A 25131-nucleotide genomic window follows, 5' to 3' on the forward strand; every position below is an offset into this window, starting at 1 on the left:
ATATAACTTCAATTGGAATTTGTTATGAAAACAGTATTAGCATTAATATTCCCGAGAAGACAGCAACATTTATTAAGTTTATTATTCTTCTATCCCATGTGCTGTATGAATAAACTTTTTATTCGCCTCTTTCAACCGGAACAAATTGATAAACATCAGCAAAAATGAATAAGGAATAAAACATATAGCCTTTACCAGACGCCACTTCCAGAAACGACGGGGAATAGCAACAACCAACGCCAATAACAGTACCCCCAATATGACCCACCATTTATAAGCCAATGCTGGGTACCATATAGAAAAAAACACTGAAAAGATAAAGGTAAACCCCAACAATAACACCCGCGAAAACGAGGCTTGCTGAAAGAGTTTATCACAAAAATCCCATTTCCGATCACGAATAGCCGGAAACAGGTGATTCACAAATTCACCAAAACTATAATATTGGGCAGACAGCCAACGGCGGCGCTGTTGATAAAAATTTTTCGTTTTCTGTATTTTTTCATCCAGTACATACGTATCAGGCAAGTAATGAAAGAAAACACGGTGATAAAGCAACTTCATTTCTAAAACCCGATCAAAACCTCCAACCGAAGTATTGCTCATCATTGCTTTATAGAATAGTGAATATTCAAACGCCATGCCGGAACCAATCAAAGCTGCCGACATGCCTAAATTCACATGTCCTAAACGGAATATAGAATTATTTATTTCTTCACTGATAGCATCTAAATAGGCCATATTGGTATTCAAGTTCTTTGCAACCCGATGCGTTTGAACCACCTGCACTTTGGAATCAGCAAAAGCATTATTTAATTCCACAAGATAGGAAGAATTGATTATATTATCAGCATCTATTATCAAAGCAATATCATAGGAATCCTTACCCAGATATTCAAGGGCAGCTTTCAGAGATTTTGTATTCGTACTTTTCTCGAAATCTACCTGAAGCAGTTTTACAGGCAACGCACGCAGTTTTTCATTCGTTGAAGGTTGCATGTGATCCGAAATCACTACCACATCATATCTGTCACTCGGATAATCTTGTGCCAAACAAGCTTGCACCGTATCCATAATAACAGCATCTTCCCGATACGCCGCAATCAATAATGCAATCCGTTTATATTCCTTCGCCGGAGCCATTTTAACTGGCCTACGGCGAAGTGATGCTAAGCTATAAACTAATAAATACAATATGTTTATCGCAAACAATACATATAAAACCCAATCGAGTATAAGCAGTATCTGTTCCAAAATTAATTTTTTATGTAGATGATGCCACAAATATACAAAGAATGACTGGAATAATCATCATTTCTTAAAAAAAGAAAATGTCCCATTTTTCACTTTGGGACACAAAAAAACGAGCAAGCTCTCACGAACCCCTCGCCTCTGTAAGAAAAGCCTTAGAGGCTTTTCTTTTAAACTGCATCATTGTTACCTAAAAATCAATCTTCTTTTTACCCAAAATAAACTTCTAATTACCTATAAAAACAAACTTTTTTCTTTTACCTTTATACCTAATTACCTATTTTTTAATCCAAATTTTAGCCTATGAAAAAACTATTAACTAAATCTTTTTACCCTAACTAATCCTTTATTGAAAACTAAAAACTAATTTATTTAAAAGTCAAAATCATGAGCAGTTTCCCAACTGCGATACAAAGGTATGAAAAAATTCCGTGTACGCAAACAGCCGCACGAAAAAACATGTGTTTTATAACATCTTTTTAAGATTATCCAGCTTTGTTTACGGTTACAGCTACTTTTGAACGCCTTTAAAATCATCTGTTAACGTTTTCATAAATGCTACGAGGTCGGCCTCTTCTTCAGGAGTTAAACCAAGATTTCCCAGCTCATCACGATTGACTGTAGCAGGACACTCGGCAGGAGGAAATTCATCGCTCACATCACGTACATTATAGAAGTGAACGATCTCTTCAAGGGTTTTGAAATAGCCATTATGTCCATAAGGAGCGGTCAAGGCAATATTACGCAAAGTAGGGACACGAAATTTGCCATTTTCTTCTTCCTTGCCCACAATGGGACCTAATCCCAAGTCAATACTATCCGGAGTAAGAAGAAAATAGTCGGCCGGCACACGAAGATGCGGATTTTCCGGATTACGCGGAATGCCAAGATTGTCATAGGTATGATCGGTAAAAAGAACGCGTCCGGCACACTCATCTTTATCCAGGATATGGCATTCAGCACACATTCCTTTATCTTTAAAAAGATCCATGCCGCGTGATTCTGTTTCAGTAAAAACATATTCACCTCTCTCCCAAGCATCATATTTGGAAGAAAAAGAATTCACTTCTTCGGACTGCTGGTAAATGGAAAGTGCATCTGTTATATGAGCATAAAGAGAATCAACATTAGCAGTTTCACCATAAATACGCACTAATTCAGGATAATACGATGCACGACGCACCTTTTTCACAACAGAACTCCTATCAGGGTTTCCCATCTCTACAGGATTAAGAAACGGTTCACCCGCCTGATGCTTCAATGAAGGGGAACGTCCATCCCAAAAGAGTCCACCTACATAAGTTTTCTCTTCATCATCAAAATAGAGCGAGGGAACATACATAGAGTAGCAGATGGTCATAGAATTACGCTGAGAGTAGAGACCACGAACAGCACCTTCGGATACAATACGGGAATCACGATCTGCAAATCCTTTATCGGCTGTATGGCAAGTTGCACAAGACTGTCCTGCAGGCTCAGATAACTGGGTATCTTGAAAAATGAGTTTACCTAAAGCCTCCTTCCGGGTCCGAAGTGAAGAAGAATGATCACAAGAGATAAACCCTCCAATTACTCCGCCACAAAATAAGATAGAAAATAGTGTTTGCAGTTTCATACAATAGCATTTTTTCTGTTATTCATCATTGACAAGGCAAAAATATAAAAAAAGAGTTTTATCTATGACAAAACATAGATAAAACTCTTTTTACTTAAAGAAGGTGTTATTTACTTCTTATTTTTGTACCAATTCGTATTTGATGTTCCTTTTGATTTTACCCAACCAATAAAATCAGGATAGGTATCATAAATCTTCACACCTTCCGTAGGAATACTAAAATCGAGAATAGGAAGATTGATAGCAAATGGCATGATGTCCACTTCTTCTCCATAGCGGGTGATATAATAAATACCTTCATCGACATTCGACATATCATCACTCGTATTAAAGAATGACTTATCAGCTTTATCCGTAGGTGCATAATTTACCAAATGCACTTCCCTGCTTCTACCATTAACGAATATAAAAGGATTATAAGGAGGCATCACCTGACTTAACTCCACATCTGCCAATTCAATGGTAACGGTAAATTTCTGATTTAAAACACTCTTAATATTATCAAACAAGATAACAGTAGGATGTGATTGATCTGTCTCTATTTTCCAACCGTCAGGACCTGAAACCTCAATACTCATTACCCTCTCAGGAGTCAGATTATGGAGTTGATATCCAAAACCACAGATATGTGTACCTCCACTATGAATGGGAGTAAACTCATCTACTATTTTATAAATTTTGCTGCTTACAACATTCCGGTAAAGAGTAGATTGATAAGTCATCATCACATCATTCATATCATAATCTCTTTGCGCCGGCCATTGGTCTTCGTAAGCTAAAGTTCCCTTATAGGTAGTGGTAACATTGCTAGGAGGATCTACCGGAGGCAATTCCGGACCACCCGGATCAATAGCATTTGCTTCTGCAATCTTCAGATAGAAGGTGGCATCACAATAATCAAAATCTACATTATCCTCAAAACCTATAGCTACAATCTGATCCGTACCTCCATCACGCAAAGCTACTACCCGCTGTGAATTATCATAATTCATAGTACTATATGAATAACGAATTCCAATACCTTTCAAAATATCACCAGATTTAAATGCATTTGCCTGCAAAGACCACCCAACAGTAACACCAGCAGGAAATTTATCCTCAAATTTCTGCTCAACTTCATTCCAATATTTAAGTTTCACCTCATGTCCACACAGTAACGATCCTGCACGCTCTCCACCAGAAAGTTTAGAAATAGGAGAAGCATTGGGGAATGCAATCACTTTTTGAACTGTTTCCGGAGTAGGAACAGTTCCTGATTTATAAGTGAAATATCCTACTGTATTGTTAAAACTGGCACTACTTGCAACAAAAACAAGGCTCAGCTCTGTATCTTTGATTATTTTAATTTCAGAAGTAGTATTATTATTGAGCCATTCAGGATGTAAATCTTTAATTTTTTTTCCACTGATATTACTATATGTACTCCGAATACTATATAAGATTTCTGCCGGTGGCGCACTCAAGGTAGCCTCCATATTATTGGGCATGCCGTATCCATCCCAGTCTACACCAGGCATAAGCATCCAATCATCCAAATAATTATGGCCACCAGTCGTTGTGCCCCTTGTCTTGGTTTGCAGCGATGCAATGTACGCGCTCTGATTATAGCTTATCTCACCATTAGAAATAGTCAACTTAACCGGTGAAATAGCACCTAAATAATCAGTGTAGAGCCATACTTCCGTAATGTCTGAAGGGATTTCAACCGTACCTGAATATCGTCCTTTCTTGTCAGTAGGAGCCGAGTAAACAGGGGACAGTGATTCATCTTTTATCCATGAATCATTTTCTTCCCTCATAGGGTCTTGACTATAAAGGTCAAAAGTGATATAATAATCACTTGTAAACCCGTAGTCCACATTTACTTTTACCTGCTGCATCATGCTGAAGTCAAAAACTTCCGAAGGCTTGAGAGGGGTATTCTTACCGGTCTCCTCTCCTCCTCCCTGATACACATCTCTATCCGTGCAGCTACCCAGTAGAAGCACTGACATAAGGGACAGGAACACAATCTGTTTCATCTTTCGTTGTTTCATACCTATATATTTTAGTACTGTAATTCGACAAACTCTTATTTGGCTACAAATATAAATAGAAATAACAAGATATACAACTTTTGGTTCAAATAAAAAAATAGCATATACAAGTTATAAAGAAATGAATATAACAAAATATACAAGTTTATTAGAAAGAAGAGGGATTCGATGAGAGTTTCTCAGATAAAGGCGGAAAAAGCTGATAAATTCAAAATATAGCCTCTTTTAAAAAAACTATATATTATAAAAAAACAAACCATTGGAGTAGCAACAATCTGCCAACTCCAATGGTTGTCCCCTTTAAACACCTTTAAACAAAATGAAATATCTTATTTTCTTGCTTCTGCTATATAAGCCAGCGCTTCTTTACATTTTTCAGTAACATAAGCCCAATCTTCTGCAGCAACTTTATCGTTCGGGAAGAGTTTTGAGCCCATACCTACGCAGAATACACCTGCTTTAATCCAGGAAGTCAAGTTTTCCTGAGTAGGTTCTACTCCACCGGTCACCATCAACTTAGACCAAGGCATCGGAGCCAGCAAACCTTTTACAAGTTTTGCACCGAGAACATCACCCGGGAATATCTTGCAGAGATCGCAGCCTGCTTCTTGTGCAAAGCCAACTTCCGACACACTTCCGCATCCCGGAGTGTAAGCCACCAGACGACGGTTGCAAATCTTAGCGATTTCAGGATTGAACAACGGACCTACAACAAAGTTAGCACCCAATTGTAAATAAAGGGCAGCCGTTGCAGGATCTACAATAGAACCCACACCCATTGCCATTTCAGGACATTCTTTTGCTGCAAACTTCACAACTTCTGCAAATACTTCATGAGCAAAGTCGCCACGATTGGTAAATTCGAATGCACGAACACCACCTTCGTAACAAGCTTTCACTACTTTTTTTGCAACTTCTGCATCTTTATGGTAAAATACAGGAACCATGCCGGTTGAACCAATTTTGTTCAGCACAGCTATTTTATCAAACTTTGCCATTTTCTTATGATTATTTTTTTAGCGTTGAACACGTCCACTTGCGTCACCACCAGCCAGTGATTCAACTTCTTCTACAGATACCAGATTAAAGTCACCATTGATAGTATGCTTCAATGCAGAAGCGGCTACTGCAAATTCAAGAGCTGCGCCCTGATTAGGTTTCGTCAGCAAACCGTGAATGATACCACCAGAGAAAGAGTCACCACCACCTACGCGGTCGATAATCGGGTTGATATCATAACGCTTGGATTCGTAGAATTCTTCACCATTATAAATCATTGCCTTCCAGCCATTGTGACTTGCAGAGAATGATTCACGCAAAGTAGAGATTACATATTTAAAGCCGAATTCTTTAGCCATTGCCTTGAAAATACCTTTGTATCCTTCAGCATCCGTCTTTCCGCCTTCTACGTCAGCATCGGGTTTAAAGCCCAAGCAGAGTTCTGCATCTTCTTCATTACCAATACAAACATCTACGTACTGCATCAAAGGCTTCATGATAGACTGAGCTTTCTCTTTTGTCCAGAGTTTCTTACGGAAGTTGAGGTCAACAGAAACCGTAACACCGTGACGTTTTGCAGCTTCACAAGCCAATTTGGTAAGTTCGGCAGCTTTATCAGAGATAGCAGGAGTAATACCTGACCAGTGGAACCAATCGGCACCTTCCATGATGGCATCGAAGTCGAAATCAGCTGCATCAGCTTCAGCGATAGCAGAATGTGCACGGTCGTAGATAACTTTGCTGGGACGCATGGAAGCACCTGTTTCAAGATAATAGATACCCACGCGATCGCCGCCACGGGCAATGAAATCTGTTTTTACACCATATTTGCGCAATGCATTTACAGCAGATTGTCCGATTTCGTGTTTCGGCAATTTAGTCACAAAGTAAGCATCATGTCCGTAATTGGCACAGCTGACAGCAACGTTTGCTTCACCACCGCCATATACTACGTCAAATGAATCAGACTGAACAAAACGAGTGTTTCCCGGAGTGGACAGTCTCAACATGATCTCGCCTAATGTAACGACTTTCTTTCCCATAATCTTATTTATTTTTTAATATGTGATTAATTTAGAACTTTCAATTTGTCATTTTAGAGCCAAAAACAGCCTTAATCACCTGATACTATGGAGAGTAAACTAAAATACGGTTCGTTCTTCATAGCCTTCGTGTGCGGGCACAAAGATACAACAATTTTCGTAATTACAAAAATTGTCATATATTTGTGCTGAAAATATTAAGATTATTATTGTGTGCGAACACATGGTAAATTATAAATCGTCAAATTGTAATTGATATGGGGTCTGAAAGAATACGTATTAAAGATATCGCCAAAATGGCGGATGTATCAGTGGGGACAGTAGATCGTGTGATACACGGCCGTAGTGGTGTGTCGGAAGCCAGCCGGAAACGGGTGGAAGAAATCCTGAAGCAACTGGATTACCAGCCTAATATGTACGCCAGTGCACTGGCATCCAACAAGAAATACGCATTCTCCTGCCTGCTGCCGCAACATGAGGAAGGCGAATACTGGACTGCGGTAGAAGCCGGCATTCACGATGCACTGATAGCATATTCGGATTTCAATATCTCCGTAGACCTCTCCTTTTATGATCCGTTTGATTATCATTCATTCGTAGATGTTGCCCAAGGCATCCTGGAACAGGAACCCGACGGAGTCATGTTTGCCCCCACCGTTCCGCAACATACGAAATCTTTCACAGAGGAATTGAACCGACGTTCTACACCTTATATATATATAGACTCAAATCTGAAAGATCAACCCGCCCTTTCCTTCTTTGGACAGAATTCTCACCAAAGCGGATACTTCGCCGCAAAAATGATGATGCTACTTGCAGGAAGCGAGCAGGAAGTAGTAATCTTCCGCAAGATAAACGAGGGTATTGTGGGATCTAACCAGCAGGAACGCCGCGAAATCGGTTTCCGGGAGTATATGTTGAAGCATCACCCCCACTGCCGCATTTGGGAATTGGACTTACATGCCAAGCGGGACAGTGATGATGCACAGATGCTGGACGATTTTTTCAGAAAACATCCGAATGTAAAGAATGGTATCACTTTCAATTCAAAAGTGTATATCGTTGGAGAGTACTTGTTGAAACAAGGAAAAACAGCTTTTAATCTGATGGGGTATGACTTGCTGGAACGTAACGTGAAATGCCTGATGGAGGGCAGCGTATCTTTCCTCATAGCCCAACAGCCGGAGTTACAGGGATTCGACGGAATCAAGGCACTATGTGATTACCTGATTTTCAAAAAGGAAGTTCCAAGAGAGAACTTTATGCCGATTGACTTGTTGACGAAGGAAAATATTGAATTTTATCATCATAAATAATAAGAGTAATTATGGAAACTAAGTACCTTAAAATCAACCCTGCTGATAATGTAGCTGTAGCTATTGTGACGCTGCCGGCAGGAGAAAAACTCACTGTGGACGGAGTGGAAATCACTCTGAACGAGGAAGTACCCGCCGGACACAAATTTGCATTAAAAGATTTTGCAGAGGGCGAAAACGTCATTAAATATGGGTACCCTATCGGCCATGCACGTATGGCCAAGAAACAAGGGGACTGGATGAACGAAAATAATATTCAGACAAACTTGGCAGGATTGCTGGACTATACTTACAATCCGACAAGTGTTACGCTGGATATTCCGCACAAAGATCTGACATTCAAAGGGTATCGCCGCAAAAATGGCGAAGTGGGCATTCGTAACGAGGTTTGGATTATACCGACTGTAGGTTGTGTGAATGGTATCATCAACCAACTGGCCGAAGGTTTGCGCCGGGAAACAGGCGGTAAGGGTGTGGATGCAATCATGGCTTATCCGCATAATTATGGCTGTTCACAGTTGGGTGACGACCATGAAAATACAAAGAAGATTCTGCGTGACATGGTATTGCATCCCAATGCCGGCGCAGTTCTGGTAGTGGGCTTGGGTTGTGAAAACAATCAGCCGGATGTATTCCGCGAATTCCTGGGAGAGTACGATGAAGATCGCGTAAAATTCATGGTTACTCAAAAAGTGGGCGACGAGTACGAAGAAGGTATGGAGTTGCTGCGCGAGCTATACGAAAAAGCAAGCAAAGACGAGCGCGTGGATGTTCCCCTGAGTGAATTACGCGTGGGTTTGAAGTGCGGTGGTTCGGACGGTTTCTCAGGTATCACAGCCAATCCGTTACTGGGAATGTTCTCCGACTTCCTGGTGGCACAAGGCGGTACAAGCGTATTGACGGAAGTTCCGGAAATGTTCGGTGCGGAAACCATATTAATGAACCGTTGCCGCAACGAGGAACTATTTAAAGAAACAGTGAAATTGATTAATGACTTCAAGGAATATTTCCTCTCACATGGCGAACCGGTAGGCGAAAACCCATCTCCGGGAAACAAAGCGGGAGGCATCTCTACTCTGGAAGACAAGGCACTGGGATGTACACAGAAATGCGGCAAGAGCTATGTGGAAGGCGTATTACCGTATGGTGAACGTCTGAGAGTGAAAGGCCTGAACCTGCTGTCGGCACCGGGAAATGACCTTGTTGCTGCCACAGCACTGGCTTCCTGCGGTTGCCACATGGTATTGTTCACTACAGGACGCGGAACCCCGTTCGGAACCTATGTACCGACCATGAAGATTTCAACGAACTCCACATTGGCAAAGAACAAACCGGGCTGGATTGATTTCAACGCAGGAGTCATCGTAGAAAATGAACCGATGGAAAAGACTTGCGAACGGTTCATTGATTATATAATCCAGGTAGCAAGCGGCGAATTCGTAAACAACGAAAAGAAAGGTTATAAGGAAATTGCGATCTTCAAGACAGGAGTAACTTTATAAAGAAAAGAAAGGAAGGGAACCAGTTGACCAGTTGACAAGGAAACAAGGGGCTGCGCAATGCTTCTGTGCCGCATGGAACCTTGTCCCCTTGTCAACTGGTTAACTCGTCAACTTTCCCTCAAAACCCTATAGAAAGAAATTAATTCCGCCAACGGGTAATTAAGAGATAGAGAGCGGGCAAAAACTATTTTGCTCCGCTCTTTGTTTTTTATAATTTTGCAACGAATTAATGGCTCATTCTGGAAAAGAAAGGAAGGAAACCAGTTGACAAGGGGACGAGTTAACAAGGGAACAAGGGGGCTGCGCAATGCTCCTATGCCGCATGGAACCTTGTCCCCTTGTCAACTGGTTAACTCGTCAACTTTCCCTCAAAACTATATATTAAGATGACAGATACAACAAATAAACAAAAGGGTGGATGGTGGGCACTAAGCCCGCTGGCAGTATTTTTATGCCTTTACCTGGTGACGTCACTGATTGTAAATGATTTCTATAAGGTACCCATTACAGTCGCATTTCTTCTGTCATCCTGCTATGCCATTGCACTGACGCGCGGACTGAGCCTGGAAAAACGGGTGTATCAATTCTCCGTGGGAGCCAGCAACAAGAATATCATATTGATGATATGGATATTCATTCTTGCCGGAGCCTTTGCCCAAAGTGCCAAACAAATGGGAGCAATCGACGCCACAGTAAACCTCACCCTGAGTATTCTGCCGGATAACCTGCTACTGGCAGGTATTTTTATAGCCGCATGTTTCATTTCACTTTCCATAGGCACCAGTGTGGGAACAATTGTAGCCCTCACCCCTGTAGCCATCGGATTAGCGGAAAAGACCGGCATCGACCTGCCATATATGGTTGCCATTGTAGTGGGCGGTTCATTCTTCGGAGATAATCTTTCGTTTATTTCGGATACCACCATAGCTTCCACCAAGACACAGGATTGCGTGATGCGGGACAAATTTCGCGTAAATTTCATGATTGTGGTTCCGGCAGCACTGATTGTGCTCTGCATCTATATATTCCAGGGATTGTCCATCACAGCTCCTGCACAAACACAAGAGATAGAATGGATAAAGGTTATCCCCTACCTCATCGTGCTGGGCACAGCAGTGGCAGGTGTGAATGTAATGTTAGTCCTTCTCTTGGGTATACTGAGTACAGGTATCATCGGTATCTTCACAAGCGAAACAGACCTGAGCACAGCTTTCTTCGACTGGTTCGGTTCCATGGGAACCGGCATCACAGGAATGGGTGAACTGATTATCATCACCCTGCTTGCCGGCGGTATGCTGGAAACAATCCGCTACAATGGCGGAATCGACTTCATCATCTCCCGCCTGACGCGCCATGTAAAAGGCAAACGAGGAGCAGAACTGAGCATCGCCGCACTTGTCAGCATTGCCAACCTCTGTACGGCAAACAACACCATCGCCATTATTACCACCGGACCGATAGCCAAAGACATTGCCCAACGTTTCCACCTGGATCGCCGGAAGACAGCCAGCATCCTGGACACATTCTCCTGCCTGGTGCAAGGCATCATTCCTTACGGTGCGCAACTACTCATTGCCGCCGGATTGGCAGGCATCTCTCCCATCAGTATCATCGGCAGCTTGTACTATCCGTTTACAATGGGAATTTGTGCATTATTAGCAATATTATTGAGATATCCGAAACGATATTCGTAAATATTCGCCCATATTCGGCAAAAAATGAAATTATCGCAAAAAAATATGGTAAAAGATGATGCATTATTGAAATAGAATGCGTTACTTTGTAGCCGAACAATAAAGAAGTTTATTTGATTTGATTATTTCACGTATGTATTTCCTCTGTATTGAGTATTTCCATTTCTGACCTAACAACTTCCAAAAACTTTGTTTATTGAATTATTAATTTATTATTTTATTTAGATTTATGAATTTGTATGTAGGTAACCTGAATTACAGGGTTAAAGAATCAGATTTAAGAGAAGTTATGGAAGAGTACGGAACAGTAGACTCAGTAAGAATCATCACTGACCGTGAAACAAGAAGATCTAAAGGATTCGCATTCATCGAAATGCCGGATTCTTCAGAAGCATCTAACGCTATTAATGCATTGAACGGCGCAGAATACGCAGGTCGTCCGATGGTAGTTAAAGAAGCATTACCGAAGAATTAATTATTCTCACGATAATACGTTATTAAAAAGAAGGATGGGTTTCTGATGAAATCCATCCTTTTTTTGTTAGGAACTCTTTGTCAATCAAAATAAAAACCATACCTTTGCAGCCGCTATTACGAGATAGTAGCATAATTCAAATCATTTATTTAAAACATTATTTAAAATGGCAACAAAAATCAGATTGCAAAGACATGGACGTAAGAGCTACGCTTTCTACTCTATCGTTATTGCAGACGTAAGAGCACCACGTGATGGTAAATTTATTGAGAAGATTGGTACGTACAATCCGAACACCAATCCTGCCACAGTAGATTTGAAGTTCGACCGCGCACTTGACTGGGTTATGAAAGGTGCACAACCGACTGACACTGTTCGTAACATCTTGTCAAACGAAGGCGTTTACATGAAAAAACACCTCATGGGTGGTGTTACCAAGGGCGCATTTGGCGAAGCTGAAGCAGAAGCTAAATTCGAAGCTTGGAAGAACAACAAACAAAGCGGTTTGGCTGCTTTGAAAGCTAAAGACGAAGAAGCTAAAAAAGCTGAAGCAAAAGCACGTCTGGAAGCTGAAAAGAAAGTAAACGCTGAAAAAGCAAAAGCATTGGCTGAAAAGAAGGCTGCTGAAGAAGCAGAAAAAGCTGCCGCTGAAGCTCCTGCTGAAGAGGCAACAGAGACCCCTGCTGAAGAAGCTCCCGCTGCTGAAGCTGCTGCTGAATAATAGTAAGCACAGTACGATTACAAAAAATGGGATTAAAACTATAAAATCCTCTCCGGTTATGCCGGAGGGGATTTTTTATTGACTATCTTTGTAGCCATATATTTTTACTTAATAATAAAAGCAATGAAAAAATTTATCTATCTGCTCGCTGTGGCTGCTATCGTTGCTGCCTGTAGCGGAAACAAAGGTTACGTGGTAACCGGAACCGTAGAGGGTGGAGCTGACGGCGACACTGTATTTTTGCAAAAAGTAGACGGAAGAAATCTTGTAAAAGTAGACTCCGCAGTAATCACCAAAGGTACATTCACCTTTAAAGGCGTACAAGATACTGCTGTGAACCGTTACGTAACCTACAGACCGGCAGGAAAAGAAGGTATCCTGATGGACTTCTTCCTTGAAAACGGTAACATCAAGATGAACCTAACCCGCGATAATGACTCTGCTACCGGTACGCCGAGCAACGATGCTTATCAGGAAATCAGAGCTCAACTGAATGATCTGAACAAGCAAATGATGACTATATATGAGTCTATGTCAGATACTACACTGACTGACGAGCAGCGCGAAGCCAAAATGAAGGAAATGAACGATCTGCAAGAAAAATCAATGGAAATCACTAAGGCAGGTATCGCTAAGAACATCACTAACCTGGTGGGCGTTCATTTGCTGAAGAATAACTACTACTACCTTGAAGTAGACGAACTGGATCCGTTGATGCCGCAAATTCCCGCTGAATTTGCTAACGATGAAGTAATCATCAAGATCAAAGGAAACGTAGAAAAGATGAAAGCTACTGCTGTAGGCCAGAAGTTCACAGATTTCGAAATGGCAACTCCTGACGGAAAACCGGTGAAACTGTCTGACTATGTAGGTAAAGGTAAAGTGGTACTCATCGACTTCTGGGCAAGCTGGTGTGGTCCTTGCCGTCGCGAAATGCCGAACCTGGTAGAAGCCTATGCTCAATACAAGAACAAAGGTTTTGAAATCGTAGGTGTATCTTTGGATCAAAGTGGCGAAGCATGGAAAGATGCTATCGAGAAGCTGAACATCACTTGGCCACAAATGTCTGACCTAAAATACTGGAATTGCGAAGGCGCTCAGTTGTATGCAGTAAGCAGTATTCCTCACACTGTATTGATCGACGGTGAAGGAACTATCATCGCACGCGGATTGCACGGTGAAGAGTTGCAAACAAAATTGGCAGAAGTTTTGAAATAATTTTCGTACGGGAAAGAATAATCCCTATTCAAGATTATTTTTTATAGTACAACCTCGCCTGTTACATGGATGTGTAGCAGGCGAGGTTTTTTGTATCTACTTACTACATAGGGTTTTCCATTTCGAACAACTTTTAAAAGACCTACAAAATAAAAAGTTTTCCATTTCCCTTTTAATCATTACTGAATATCAATTGATTAACATATTTTACAGACACAAAAGTTTTCCAAAAATAAAAACTTCCAGATTAGTTTATATCTTTGTGCTCCCAATTCAAATGGATAACAAAATAATAAGAATGAGACCATGATACAGACTGTAATCAAAAGAGACGGACGAGTAGTCGGCTTTAATGAAGAGAAAATAGTAACTGCGATCCGTAAAGCAATGTTACACACGGACAAAGGTGAAGACCTGCAATTGATACGCCAGATCACAGATCACATATCCTTCAAGGGAAGTGCACAAATGACGGTGGAAGCCATTCAGGATGCAGTAGAAATGGAGCTGATGAAGAGTAGCCGGAAAGATGTGGCACAAAAGTATATTGCTTACCGCAACCAGCGTAGCATTGCCCGCAAAGCCAAGACACGTGATATGTTTCTGGAGATTATAGAGATCAAGTCCAACGATGTGACACGGGAAAATGCCAATATGAATGCCGATACTCCGGCGGGCATGATGATGAAGTTTGCCAGTGAAACCACCAAACCGTTTGTAGACGACTATTTGTTGAGTGACGAGGTACTGGAAGCTGTACACAACAATTATCTGCATATTCATGATAAGGACTACTACCCTACCAAAAGTCTGACATGCGTTCAACACCCGCTGGACCGCATTTTGTCCTGTGGCTTTTCTGCCGGACATGGCGAATCACGTCCTGCCAAACGCATCGAAACAGCAAGTATCCTGGGATGTATCTCACTGGAAACTGCCCAGAATGAAATGCATGGTGGACAGGCTATTCCTGCATTCGATTTTTATCTGGCACCTTATGTACGCAACAGCTACATCGAAGAAATCAAGAATCTGGAAGAACTGAACGGAAAAGATTATTCACATCTTTATCAGAAGGAACTTACAGACTACCTGCAACAGCCGTTGGATGGTCTGTCCGACGAAAAACGCATTGTACAACATGCCATCAACAAAACTGTAGCACGTGTACACCAGTCCATGGAAGCATTCATCCATAATATGAATACCATTCACTCACGCGGCGGCAATCAAGTCGTATTCAGCTCTATCAACTACGGCACGGATACATCAGCCGAGGGACGTTGCATCATCCGCGAGTTACTGAAAAGCACCTATCAGGGCGTAGGCAATGGCGAAACTGCCATCTTCCCTATCCAGATATGGAAAAAGAAACGTGGCGTAAGCTATCTGCCGGAAGACCGCAACTATGATCTTTACCAACTTGCCTGCAAAGTGACCGCACGCCGTTTCTTCCCGAACTTCCTGAACCTGGACGCTACATTCAACCAGAGTGAAGAATGGAGAGCGGACGATCCTCAGCGTTATCAGCACGAAGTGGCAACCATGGGATGCCGCACACGTGTATTCGAAAACCGCTTCGGGCCGAAAACATCCATCGGACGCGGAAATATTTCTTTCTCCACCATCAACATCGTACGCCTGGGCATCGAATGCATGAAGATAGAAGACGAAGAATTGCGTATAGCCAAATTCTTCGCCAAACTGGATGCAATGCTCGAAGTTACAGCCCGCCAACTCCACGAACGCATGGAATTCCAGAAAACAGCATTTGCCAAGCAATTTCCGCTGTTAATGTCTGCTTTATGGGTGGGTAGCGAAAAGCTGAAACCTAACGATACGATTGCTTCTGTTATCAATCAGGGAACACTGGGTATCGGTTTCATCGGTCTGGCAGAATGCCTGGTAGCCCTTACAGGAAAACATCATGGAGAATCGGAAGAATCACAAAAACTGGGAGTGAAGATAGTAACCTATATCCGTGATCGTGCCAACCAGTTCTCCGAACAGTATCACCATAACTACAGTGTGCTGGCCACGCCTGCCGAAGGTTTATCGGGTAAGTTCACAGGTGCCGACCGTAAGAAATTCGGGGTACTGCCAGGTATTACAGACCGGGATTATTATACAAACTCCAATCACGTACCCGTATATTATAAGTGCAGTGCCCGCCATAAAGCTGAAGTAGAAGCACCGTATCACGATCTGACACGTGGCGGACACATCTTCTATGTAGAAATAGACGGTGATGCAACACATAACCCCGAAGTTATCATGCGTGTAGTAGATATGATGGATCAGTATAACATTGGATACGGTTCAGTAAACCACAACCGTAACCGCTGTCTGGAATGCGGCTACGAAAATTCAACTCCGAATCTGGAAGCTTGCCCTAAATGCGGAAGTACCCACATCGATAAATTACAGCGTATCACCGGTTATCTGGTAGGTACTACCGACCGCTGGAACAACGCTAAATTGGCGGAACTGAACGACCGTGTCATTCACAATTAAAAATTATAAATTTAAAATTAAAGGGCTGCGCAATAACGAAGCAGCCCCTTAATTTCATTCCCTCTCACCAACCTTTAATTTTTAATTCTTAATTTTTAATTGAATCATGCTTTCTATTCTTGATATTATAGAAGATACCACAGTGGACGGTCCGGGTTTCCGGACCTCCATTTATGCTGCCGGATGCCCGAATAGATGCCCGGGCTGCCACAATCCCGAATCCTGGGATATCGATCGGGGGCATTGGATGTCAACAGACGAAATATTGGAAAAAGTACTTGCCGACGACTTTGCAGACGTAACATTCAGTGGCGGAGACCCGATGTACCAGCCGGAAGGATTTGCAGAACTGGCATGCGCCATTAAGGAAAAAAGCGGTAAAAATATCTGGTGTTATACCGGATATACATTTGAAACTCTGCTGCGCAACCCTCTACAGGCCAAACTATTGCAATACATCGATGTACTGGTAGATGGAAAATTCAAACAAGAACTGTGGGATGAAAGCCTGTGCTTCCGCGGAAGTAAAAACCAACGCCTGATCGACGTACAGGCTTCACTGCGGACAGAAGAGGTAGTGGCCTACAACTATAACCCTGTACCTCGTATCGCTTAATAATCAGCAAACATAAGGAGGTGCTTCTGATGCATCTCCTTCCCTGTCCACCTTCTCAAAAATTCCCGCAATTATACCTTGCATCACTTTTTTGTTTTCTCAAAAAGCCGTACCTTTGCGGCGCTTTTCAAGAACAGATAATATTAGGATAACATTTTAAGTATGAATTCGCCAAACGAATTAAAAGAAATTACCCGGTTTTTACTGGAGTATGCCAATCGTCTTATGGGTTCCGGTGTACACACTTCACGCGTGATACGAAACACTCGCCGCATCGGAAAGTCACTGGATGTAGACGTGAAAATGAGCCTTTTTCAAAAGACCATGGTAGTAAGCGTATGCGACATCGACAGCACTGAAGTTTATAATGAAGTAGCCATCATCCCCGCTTTTCCCATCAGTTTTGAGCTGAATGCCGAACTGAGTGCACTCAGTTGGGAAGCTTATGACAACCATCTGCCTCTCGACACCCTGTGGGAAAAATACGAGAAAATCATTGCACGCCCCAAAATGGACCCGCTTTGCACACTGTTCCTGGTGGGATTTGCCAATGCATCATTCTGCGCCCTGTTCGGTGGCGACTGGACTGCACGCCTCATTGTATTCTCTGCCACTCTCATAGGTTTCTACGTCAAACAAATTATGCAGAAAAAGAAAATCAACCATTACCTTGTTTTCATAGTCTCTGCATTCATCGCTTCTATGGTTGCTTCTTCAGCTTTGACACTGGAAACCACCGCCGAAATTGCCATCGCTACAAGCGTTCTTTACCTGGTACCCGGAGTACCTTTGCTGAACGGTGTTATCGATATTGTAGAAGGGCACGTACTCACCGGATGCACCCGCCTTATTCAGGCTTTATTGCTGGTACTATGTATTTCCGTAGGACTTTCCTGTACTCTTATGTTAATTAGAAATAGTTTATTATGATACTTGTTGATATACTTACAGACGGCATATTCGCCGCTGTCGCCGCTATCGGTTTCGGAGCGATTTCAGATCCTCCTTTGCGTGCTTTCCCTTCCATTGCTTTGCTTGCCGCCATCGGTCATGCCCTGCGCTTCTGCCTGATGACGTATCTGGGAGTGGATATTGCTACTGCATCCCTATGTGCTTCTTTCAGTATCGGTATGGGAAGTTTGGTTCTGGGAAAACGTATCTATTGCCCCATGACTGTACTTTATATTCCTGCATTGCTGCCCATGATTCCGGGTATGTATGCCTACAAAATAGTATTCTCGCTCATCATGTTCATGCAGAACCTGAAAGTGCCCGAATTACAGGAAAAGTATCTGATTGACTTATTTACAAATTCAATCATTACCTGTAGTGTTATCTTCATGTTGGCAGTGGGCGCTACTATACCGTTGTTCCTGTTCATCAAACGGGCCTTCTCCATGACAAGACACGAGAAAAAATAAAAGTTGAAAATTAAAAATTAAAAGATTGCGTATGGAAGTTTTTTGGAAAACAATCGCACAATATAATGAAGGAACCTGGATAGCCCAGATCGTTATAACCGTTGTAGGCATCTTGCTGACCATACTTCTCTATCAGAAACCGACACTACTGGTCAAGCGGCTGATGAAGGGATATATGGTATTTTTAAATAGCTGGATTTCTATCGTCTACTACATGATTTATTGTGGTGACCGGAATTACAATTATATACTTGCCATATTCTGGGGCATAATCGCACTTATCTGGCTATGGGATCTCATTACGAACTATACGCCGTTTGAGCGTTACCACAAATATGACAAGCTGACTTACATATTGTATGCCATGCCGTTCCTTTACCCTCTCCTCTCATGGGCACGGGGCATGGAATTCCCGATGATGACTACCTGTGTGATGCCTTGTTCCGTAGCCGTATTCACTATCGGATTGTTGTTGGCGTTTTCCCGTAAGGTCAATCTATTGGTGATCCTTTTCCTTTGTCACTGGGCGCTCATTGCTTTCTCCAAAGTTTACGTCTACAAAATTCCGGAAGATTTATTGTTGGCCAGTGCAACCGTACCTGCCATCTATCTCTTCTTCAAGAACTACTTCGACCAGAATCTGCATAAGGAAACAAAACCAAGTGCCAAATATACAAACTGGATATTAATAGCACTTTGCTTAGCAATCGGAATATTTCTGAGTATTACGATATTTCACGAGCTGGCAGGATAATAAAAAGAGGAATGATGAAACGGAGCGTTCATCATTCCTCTTTTTATCTTAAATCATTTCTTTCCTTGGTTCGCCACCGCTTCCATCAACTTCTTTATCTCCTCCGGATCTCCCAGAAAATAATCCTTCGTCAAATTCAGGTCGTCATCGAATTCGAATACATAAGGCACAGCAGTCGGCAGATTCAGCTTTACAATATCTTCATCGGAGATACCTTTCAGGTGTTTGATAATTCCTCGCAAACTGTTGCCGTGCGCTACTACAAGTAGCTCATCTGCAGTCTTCAGATTCGGGAAAATCACACATTTCCAATAAGGCATAATGCGTTCTATTGTATCTTTCAGCGACTCTGTACGAGGCAATTCGGCATCGGGCACTTCATTGTATCGAACCTCAAAACGCGGGTTACGGGGATCATCTTCAGCCAATGCATGTGGAGCCACATCATAGCTGCGACGCCAGACTAACACCTGTTCTTCACCATATTTTTCAGCAGTCTCCGCCTTGTTCAACCCCTGTAGCTGCCCGTAGTGCTTCTCGTTCAGACGCCAGGATTTTTCTACCGGTATCCAGTCCTGATCCATACGATCCAATACCACATTCAGCGTCTTTACTGCACGCTTCAGGTAAGAGGTATAGGCCTTATCAAACTGAAAGTCATTATCTACCAATAACTCTCCTGCCTTCTTAGCTTCGGCAATGCCTTTCTCTGTTAAATCCACATCGGTCCAACCTGTGAAACGATTCTCTTTATTCCATGCGCTCTCACCGTGGCGGAGCAATACAATTTTCTTCATACGAATTTCTATTTTATTAGTCGTATAAATAAAACACGTATCTACCGGAACTTGTTCAACAGAGAAATACGCCCTACTTCGTCAGCGAATCAGCATATATATACAAAATCAACATCTGCTGTGCATCGTCAAACTTCACACCATTTTCCTTAATGTAACGTTCCAAGTCTTCCCGATAATCAGAGTTCAGTTTCAGGAATTGCTTCATATTGCGAATTTCTTTCTTCTTTCCCTTTTTCTCCACCCAATACACATTGTAGCGTCTGCCCAACTCCAGGCGTCCGGGATCATACACGGCAGTCATCCTACCACTGTTACTGCCTACCATAGAGTAGGTCGTAGTATTGGAAACGGAAGAAGTACCGCCATATCCTGCTGCTTTCGGTTTATCGCGTGCAGTTCCTTTGTACTGTACATAGAATGGAGGTTCGGAAGATAATATCTCGACTCCGGCACCTTTTTCAGGATAAAACGTCCGTTCACCGAACTTTATAATATTCACCTCATCAACATTCGACAAGATCTTGACTTGCTGCCCATCCCGTTCATCAATAAAGTAGAATTTCTCACTTACCAGATTATAGTTCATTTTGTTGCGAACCTGCCTGCCGTTTTTCAGGTAAACGGTAGCCTCCTGATAATCACCAAAAAGAAACGAGGAATTCTCCCCACTCTGTGCATATCCTTCCGAAACCGCACAAAACAAAACGCTCAGAAAAAGAAGTAACTGTCTCATAGCACATTATTTATAAGGTGAATAAAAAACAAAAGCTGCTCCGAGAGGTTTGACAACCTCCCGCAAGCAGCTTCACTATGTTGATATATTAAACTCTTACACGAACCAGCGAACGTAACAGAAATCCTGACGGTGAGGCAGGTCAGAGTTTTTCGGGAACATGCGGTAGGATACCTTGAAGCTACCTGCGTTCTCTAATTTATGTTTCACCTGGAAGGTATAGAGGTTACCCTCTTTCTTCACTACGCTAAACGGCTCAACAGAGTAAACGTGTTGTTTACCGTCACCGGCAGTGTAAGTAATTACCAGTTCCAGACCGATTGCATCGTTCAAGCCCTTCTCATCAATAACGTAAGTAATGGTGTATTCCTTACCGCTTTCGATGGTAGCCTGCAGCAATTCTTCACACTTGTCATAAGATACGACCTCGATGCTGTCCCACTTAGAAACCACTTCTTCTTTCCAAGCAGCAATTTCCTTAGCTTTGGCATTGTCATTGGCAGACAGTGCGCTGAAACGTTTAGCCAACTTAGTATAGAACTTGCTATAATAGTCGTCCAACTGACGTTTCATTGTATAGTGAGGTGCAATCTGTGCGATAGAATTCTTGATAGTCTTCACCCAACCTTCAGAGTATCCCTTCTTGTTGCGTGCATAGTACAACGGCAAAATCTCAGTTTCAAGGATGCTGTAGATAGTAGCTGCATCGAGCTGATCCTGATGATCCTGGTTCTGGTAAGTACGCTTTTCTGTCAGCGCCCAACCTGCACCTTCGCGGTAGCCTTCCAACCACCAACCGTCGAGTACGGAGAAGTTTACAACACCGTTCATCAACGCTTTCTCACCGGAAGTACCGGATGCTTCGAGCGGACGAGTCGGAGTATTCAACCAGATATCCACACCGGATACCAGACGGCGAGCCAGCTGCATATCATAGTTTTCCAGGAAGATAATCTTACCCAGGAATTCCGGACGACGGGAGATTTCGATAATTCTCTTGATCAGACCTTGACCCGCTCCGTCATGCGGGTGAGCCTTACCGGTGAACAGGAACTGTACCGGATAGTCAGGGTTGTTCACAATCTTAGCCAGACGGTCAAGGTCAGTGAACAGCAGGTGAGCACGTTTGTAAGTAGCAAAACGACGACCGAAACCAATCAGTAATGCATTCGGATTGATCTTATCCATCAACGAAACGATACGTGAAGGATCACCCTGATTCTTCAACCAGGTTTCGCGATATTGCTTGCGAACATAGTCGATCAACTTGTTCTTCAAAGCCATACGTGTTTCCCAGATTTTTTCATCGGGCACATTATAGATAGCTTCCCAAATCTTCGGGTTAGACTGATCGTACAAGAAGTTCTCGTCGAAGTTAGCAGCATAGAGATGTTTCCATTCAGTAGCGCTCCAAGTTGGGAAGTGTACACCGTTGGTAACATAACCCACATGCATTTCTTCGGGGAAATAGCCCTTCCAGATAGTAGAGAACATTTCCTGAGAAACTTTTCCGTGCAACCAGCTTACACCGTTCACTTCCTGTGAAGTGTTGCAGGCGAAGATAGACATACAGAAACGTTCGCCTTTATCACCCGGATTATTACGTCCGAGATCCATCAGGTCATCCCAGCTGATACCCATCTTGGCAGGATAACCGCCCATATATTTGCCGAAAAGACCTTCGTCGAAATAGTCGTGACCGGCAGGAACCGGAGTATGTACAGTATACAGAGAAGATGCACGCACCAGTTCGATAGCCTGATCGTAAGACAAACCTTCTGCTACATAGTCACAGATACGCTGAACATTGATCAATGCTGCATGTCCTTCGTTACAGTGATAAACTTCTTTCTTGATACCCAGTTTCTTCAGGGTCAAGATACCACCGATACCGAGCAGAATTTCTTGTTTCAGACGGTTTTCCCAGTCACCACCATAAAGCTGGTGAGTGATAGGACGGTCGAATTCACTATTCATTTCATTGTCCGTATCCAACAGATAGAGAGAGATACGTCCCACATTCACGCGCCATACAAACGCATGAACAAAGTAATCCAGATAAGGAACATCCACAATCACCTGATTACCATTCTCGTCCATCACACGTTCGATAGGCAACTGGCCGAAGTTCTGAGCTTCGTAGTTGGCAATCTGCTGACCATCCATAGAGAGAGTCTGTGTAAAGTAACCATAACGATACAGGAAACCGACTGCGCAAAGGTCTACATTGCTGTCAGAAGCCTCTTTCAGGTAGTCGCCGGCAAGAACGCCCAAACCACCTGAATATATCTTAAGTACCTGGTTCAAACCATACTCCATGCTGAAATAAGCAATTGAAGGGCGTTTTTTATCAGGTTCTACATCCATATATGCTCTAAACTTAGAATACACATCATTCATTCTTTTCAGAATAACTTTGTCGTTTGCGAGTGCTTCGAGCTTAGCATAACTCATTCTTTCTAACAAGAGTACAGGGTTATGACCAACTTCTTTCCACAGAGCGGGGTCAAGATCTCTAAACAGTTCAGTAGCTTCGTAGTTCCAAGACCACCAAATGTTGTGTGCCAATTCAGACAATTTCTCCAACTCAGCAGGAATATGAGATTTCACATTCACATCTTTCCAGTTCGGAGTGTTTACATTACTAACTTTAATCTTCATTGTATGATAACTTGATTGATTAATATTCTATTTCTATTTAACCCAGCTGACGCTCCATCGCATGGCGAAGGGCGAAATCGTAGGCCTCATAATAATATTCGATAAAATGCTTCCACAGAGCCTGCTCAGCCACTTGGGAAGCACGCTTGCGAATGTTTTTCACTTCTGCATCCGTCTTTCCAGAGAATGCGGAAATGGTGTCCTTGATGCCATCAGCCACTTCGGAATAGTTATAATCCGAACGGTGAAGTACCTCTACTCCATCATCGATGCCATGCTGATTCTTCAGGCTGTTTACCCAAAGTCCGAATCCAGCCAGGTCGGTCGTGATGGTCGGAACATGGAAAGCAACACTTTCCAACGGGGTATATCCCCAAGGTTCATAATATGAAGGGTAGACACTGAGGTCTTCTCCCAGTATCAAATCATAATATTGCTTGTTTATAATGCCATCTTTTCCATCGAGATAGCAGGGAACAAAAATAATCTTCACCTTATCCTCAGGATGATTACTCATGCCCATGTACTTCAACATATCCAGCACCTGATCGTGCGTCATATTATGCAGCCAGTGGGTAATCAAAGGTACTTCCAACGGAGTAGTGAATTTCTCCTTGCTCTTAAGACGTTGTTGCAAGTCTTCACGGGCATCGCCTACCCAACCCGGCACGTTGATGAAAGCCAATACATTCTTCTTCAGGTTCTTATCACGGTTCAGCCGGTTCAGCGATTCAAGGAAGACATCAATGCCCTTGTTCTTGAATTCATAACGGCCACTGGTACCGATAATCAATGTATCATCTCCCATATCCGTACCCATCAAGCAATTGGCAACGCGCAACATAGTAGATCTCGCACGTTTACGCTTTCCGGTAAATGTAGCGCCCTTCGGCACAAAATCATCCTCGAAACCGTTCATAAGCACTACATCGGCAGGCTTATCGAGCAATTCCTTACACTCGTTATTCGTGATTTCGCTCACAGTCGTAAAACAGTCTACATAATGTGCAGTTTGTTTTTCAATGGAGTGTTTGGACTGCATGTTGAGCTCTCCCGCCATCTGATCGCCGTTATAGGCAAAGAGATAATCGTACAGAGGTTTATTGTTACCCGCAATGGAGCGTCCGATAGACGTGGCATGCGTGGTAAAGATCGTTGCTATTTCAGGAACGGCAATCTGCAGGTAGAGGGCCCCCATACCGGTCATCCACTCATGAGCCTGATAAACCACCTTATCCGTTTCCGTCAGGTTATAGCGATAGAAACTCTCTACCACCTTTCCGGCAGCATACGAAAACATAGATGCTTCATCATAATCACCGTATGCATGTAGCGAATCCACCTGATAGTGGTTCCACATCTCTGTATAAATTTCATTCTTCTGTGCGAAAAACGGTTGGAAATCAACCAATATAACGATCGGATTGCCCGGAATGTTCCAGCGCCCTATGCGGACGGAAAGGTTATCTTTTGTAAATGCATGCTTTTTCCATGCTGCACAAAGGTTATCGGACTCGATAAACAAAGGGTTCTCTTTCCCCTGCCAAAAATCAGGCCCTATGAAAAACAATCTATCATGAAATCTTGCCTGCAAGGTATTTGCTCGCGTGGACAAAACCGTATAGATACCTCCAACCTTGTTACATACTTCCCAGCTTGACTCGAAGATGTAGTCGGGGGTTAACAGCTCTTTAGTCATATTACTTTTAATCTCTATTACTTAATACCGGCTGCAAAATTACACATTATTCTTTGAAAAATA

The 25131-nt window shown here is 42.6% G+C and carries 20 protein-coding genes; 11 read left to right on the plus strand and 9 right to left on the minus strand.

Features of this window, described 5'->3' with window-relative positions; translation table 11 throughout:
* Window positions 1-81: 81 nt before the first annotated feature.
* From DWW10_RS16145 to DWW10_RS16165, 5 genes are all read right to left on the minus strand, one after another.
* Window positions 82-1254: a glycosyltransferase family 2 protein gene (locus tag DWW10_RS16145; protein ID WP_118421851.1), complete on the minus strand. Its 1173-nt coding sequence runs from the start codon at window positions 1252-1254 to the stop codon at window positions 82-84.
* 508 nt (window positions 1255-1762) lie between these two features.
* A complete protein-coding gene (locus DWW10_RS16150; RefSeq protein WP_118421852.1) occupies window positions 1763-2866 on the minus strand; it encodes a cytochrome-c peroxidase in 1104 nt (367 codons plus the stop codon).
* Window positions 2867-2976: 110 nt separating this feature from the next.
* Entirely contained in the window at window positions 2977-4902 is a 1926-nt protein-coding gene (locus DWW10_RS16155; protein ID WP_118421853.1) for an LruC domain-containing protein, read from the minus strand.
* 329 nt (window positions 4903-5231) lie between these two features.
* Window positions 5232-5900: a bifunctional 4-hydroxy-2-oxoglutarate aldolase/2-dehydro-3-deoxy-phosphogluconate aldolase gene (locus DWW10_RS16160; RefSeq protein ID WP_009127171.1), complete on the minus strand. Its 669-nt coding sequence runs from the start codon at window positions 5898-5900 to the stop codon at window positions 5232-5234.
* 18 nt (window positions 5901-5918) lie between these two features.
* A complete protein-coding gene (locus DWW10_RS16165) occupies window positions 5919-6944 on the minus strand; it encodes a sugar kinase (protein WP_007662276.1) in 1026 nt (341 codons plus the stop codon).
* Between the two features lie 257 nt (window positions 6945-7201).
* Between DWW10_RS16165 and DWW10_RS16170 the strand changes: the two genes are divergently transcribed.
* The 11 genes from DWW10_RS16170 (at window position 7202) to DWW10_RS16220 (ending at window position 19175) form a co-directional block, all read left to right on the plus strand.
* Window positions 7202-8260: a LacI family DNA-binding transcriptional regulator gene (locus DWW10_RS16170; RefSeq protein ID WP_118421854.1), complete on the plus strand. Its 1059-nt coding sequence runs from the start codon at window positions 7202-7204 to the stop codon at window positions 8258-8260.
* A gap of 11 nt (window positions 8261-8271) precedes the next feature.
* Window positions 8272-9762: a UxaA family hydrolase gene (locus tag DWW10_RS16175; RefSeq protein WP_022391767.1), complete on the plus strand. Its 1491-nt coding sequence runs from the start codon at window positions 8272-8274 to the stop codon at window positions 9760-9762.
* Window positions 9763-10148: 386 nt separating this feature from the next.
* Entirely contained in the window at window positions 10149-11456 is a 1308-nt protein-coding gene (locus tag DWW10_RS16180; protein WP_022391613.1) for a Na+/H+ antiporter NhaC family protein, read from the plus strand.
* Window positions 11457-11685: 229 nt separating this feature from the next.
* Entirely contained in the window at window positions 11686-11931 is a 246-nt protein-coding gene (locus tag DWW10_RS16185; RefSeq protein WP_007662267.1) for an RNA recognition motif domain-containing protein, read from the plus strand.
* A gap of 166 nt (window positions 11932-12097) precedes the next feature.
* Complete coding sequence (locus tag DWW10_RS16190) at window positions 12098-12652, plus strand: 30S ribosomal protein S16 (RefSeq protein ID WP_022391612.1); 555 nt, start codon at window positions 12098-12100, stop codon at window positions 12650-12652.
* Between the two features lie 123 nt (window positions 12653-12775).
* Entirely contained in the window at window positions 12776-13870 is a 1095-nt protein-coding gene (locus tag DWW10_RS16195; RefSeq protein ID WP_022391611.1) for a TlpA disulfide reductase family protein, read from the plus strand.
* 306 nt (window positions 13871-14176) lie between these two features.
* Window positions 14177-16384 (plus strand): anaerobic ribonucleoside triphosphate reductase, encoded by a 2208-nt coding sequence (locus DWW10_RS16200; protein ID WP_118421855.1) that lies wholly within the window; start codon window positions 14177-14179, stop codon window positions 16382-16384.
* A 106-nt stretch (window positions 16385-16490) separates the two neighbouring features.
* Window positions 16491-17000 carry an anaerobic ribonucleoside-triphosphate reductase activating protein gene (gene nrdG / locus DWW10_RS16205; RefSeq protein WP_022391339.1) on the plus strand — a complete coding sequence of 170 codons (510 nt, stop codon included), beginning with the start codon at window positions 16491-16493 and terminating at the stop codon, window positions 16998-17000.
* A 162-nt stretch (window positions 17001-17162) separates the two neighbouring features.
* Window positions 17163-17930, plus strand: coding sequence for a threonine/serine exporter family protein (locus DWW10_RS16210; protein ID WP_007662252.1), 768 nt, complete (start codon window positions 17163-17165; stop codon window positions 17928-17930).
* Window positions 17927-18421 (plus strand): threonine/serine exporter family protein, encoded by a 495-nt coding sequence (locus DWW10_RS16215; protein ID WP_022391340.1) that lies wholly within the window; start codon window positions 17927-17929, stop codon window positions 18419-18421. The genes DWW10_RS16210 and DWW10_RS16215 overlap by 4 nt, the downstream gene beginning before the upstream one ends.
* Before the next feature lie 31 nt (window positions 18422-18452).
* Window positions 18453-19175: a DUF6064 family protein gene (locus tag DWW10_RS16220; protein ID WP_007662247.1), complete on the plus strand. Its 723-nt coding sequence runs from the start codon at window positions 18453-18455 to the stop codon at window positions 19173-19175.
* 53 nt (window positions 19176-19228) lie between these two features.
* Here DWW10_RS16220 and gpmA read toward each other — a convergent pair whose 3' ends face one another.
* The 4 genes from gpmA to DWW10_RS16240 all read right to left on the minus strand — a co-directional run bounded on the left by gpmA (window position 19229) and on the right by DWW10_RS16240 (window position 25068).
* Entirely contained in the window at window positions 19229-19972 is a 744-nt protein-coding gene (gpmA, locus tag DWW10_RS16225; protein ID WP_118223189.1) for a 2,3-diphosphoglycerate-dependent phosphoglycerate mutase, read from the minus strand.
* A gap of 73 nt (window positions 19973-20045) precedes the next feature.
* Window positions 20046-20708 carry a hypothetical protein gene (locus DWW10_RS16230; RefSeq protein WP_118421856.1) on the minus strand — a complete coding sequence of 221 codons (663 nt, stop codon included), beginning with the start codon at window positions 20706-20708 and terminating at the stop codon, window positions 20046-20048.
* Between the two features lie 96 nt (window positions 20709-20804).
* The gene (locus DWW10_RS16235; protein ID WP_118487132.1) at window positions 20805-23369 is read right to left on the minus strand and encodes a glycosyltransferase family 1 protein; all 2565 of its coding nucleotides are present in this window, start codon (window positions 23367-23369) and stop codon (window positions 20805-20807) included.
* Between the two features lie 37 nt (window positions 23370-23406).
* Window positions 23407-25068 (minus strand): glycogen/starch synthase, encoded by a 1662-nt coding sequence (locus DWW10_RS16240; RefSeq protein ID WP_118223186.1) that lies wholly within the window; start codon window positions 25066-25068, stop codon window positions 23407-23409.
* Between the last annotated feature and the right edge of the window lie 63 nt (window positions 25069-25131).

Source organism: Bacteroides intestinalis (assembly GCF_003464595.1).
Taxonomy (GTDB): Bacteria; Bacteroidota; Bacteroidia; order Bacteroidales; family Bacteroidaceae; genus Bacteroides; species Bacteroides intestinalis_A.

Excerpts from the sequence above, each read along its gene's own strand:
- DWW10_RS16150 (WP_118421852.1), bottom strand. The coding sequence starts at position 2,866 with ATGAAACTGCAAACACTATTTTCTATCTTATTTTGTGGCGGAGTAATT.
- DWW10_RS16155 (WP_118421853.1), bottom strand. The coding sequence starts at position 4,902 with ATGAAACAACGAAAGATGAAACAGATTGTGTTCCTGTCCCTTATGTCA.
- DWW10_RS16160 (WP_009127171.1), bottom strand. The coding sequence starts at position 5,900 with ATGGCAAAGTTTGATAAAATAGCTGTGCTGAACAAAATTGGTTCAACC.
- DWW10_RS16165 (WP_007662276.1), bottom strand. The coding sequence starts at position 6,944 with ATGGGAAAGAAAGTCGTTACATTAGGCGAGATCATGTTGAGACTGTCC.
- DWW10_RS16170 (WP_118421854.1), top strand. The coding sequence starts at position 7,202 with ATGGGGTCTGAAAGAATACGTATTAAAGATATCGCCAAAATGGCGGAT.
- DWW10_RS16175 (WP_022391767.1), top strand. The coding sequence starts at position 8,272 with ATGGAAACTAAGTACCTTAAAATCAACCCTGCTGATAATGTAGCTGTA.
- DWW10_RS16180 (WP_022391613.1), top strand. The coding sequence starts at position 10,149 with ATGACAGATACAACAAATAAACAAAAGGGTGGATGGTGGGCACTAAGC.
- DWW10_RS16185 (WP_007662267.1), top strand. The coding sequence starts at position 11,686 with ATGAATTTGTATGTAGGTAACCTGAATTACAGGGTTAAAGAATCAGAT.
- DWW10_RS16190 (WP_022391612.1), top strand. The coding sequence starts at position 12,098 with ATGGCAACAAAAATCAGATTGCAAAGACATGGACGTAAGAGCTACGCT.
- DWW10_RS16195 (WP_022391611.1), top strand. The coding sequence starts at position 12,776 with ATGAAAAAATTTATCTATCTGCTCGCTGTGGCTGCTATCGTTGCTGCC.
- DWW10_RS16200 (WP_118421855.1), top strand. The coding sequence starts at position 14,177 with ATGATACAGACTGTAATCAAAAGAGACGGACGAGTAGTCGGCTTTAAT.
- nrdG (WP_022391339.1), top strand. The coding sequence starts at position 16,491 with ATGCTTTCTATTCTTGATATTATAGAAGATACCACAGTGGACGGTCCG.
- DWW10_RS16210 (WP_007662252.1), top strand. The coding sequence starts at position 17,163 with ATGAATTCGCCAAACGAATTAAAAGAAATTACCCGGTTTTTACTGGAG.
- DWW10_RS16215 (WP_022391340.1), top strand. The coding sequence starts at position 17,927 with ATGATACTTGTTGATATACTTACAGACGGCATATTCGCCGCTGTCGCC.
- DWW10_RS16220 (WP_007662247.1), top strand. The coding sequence starts at position 18,453 with ATGGAAGTTTTTTGGAAAACAATCGCACAATATAATGAAGGAACCTGG.
- gpmA (WP_118223189.1), bottom strand. The coding sequence starts at position 19,972 with ATGAAGAAAATTGTATTGCTCCGCCACGGTGAGAGCGCATGGAATAAA.
- DWW10_RS16230 (WP_118421856.1), bottom strand. The coding sequence starts at position 20,708 with ATGAGACAGTTACTTCTTTTTCTGAGCGTTTTGTTTTGTGCGGTTTCG.
- DWW10_RS16235 (WP_118487132.1), bottom strand. The coding sequence starts at position 23,369 with ATGAAGATTAAAGTTAGTAATGTAAACACTCCGAACTGGAAAGATGTG.
- DWW10_RS16240 (WP_118223186.1), bottom strand. The coding sequence starts at position 25,068 with ATGACTAAAGAGCTGTTAACCCCCGACTACATCTTCGAGTCAAGCTGG.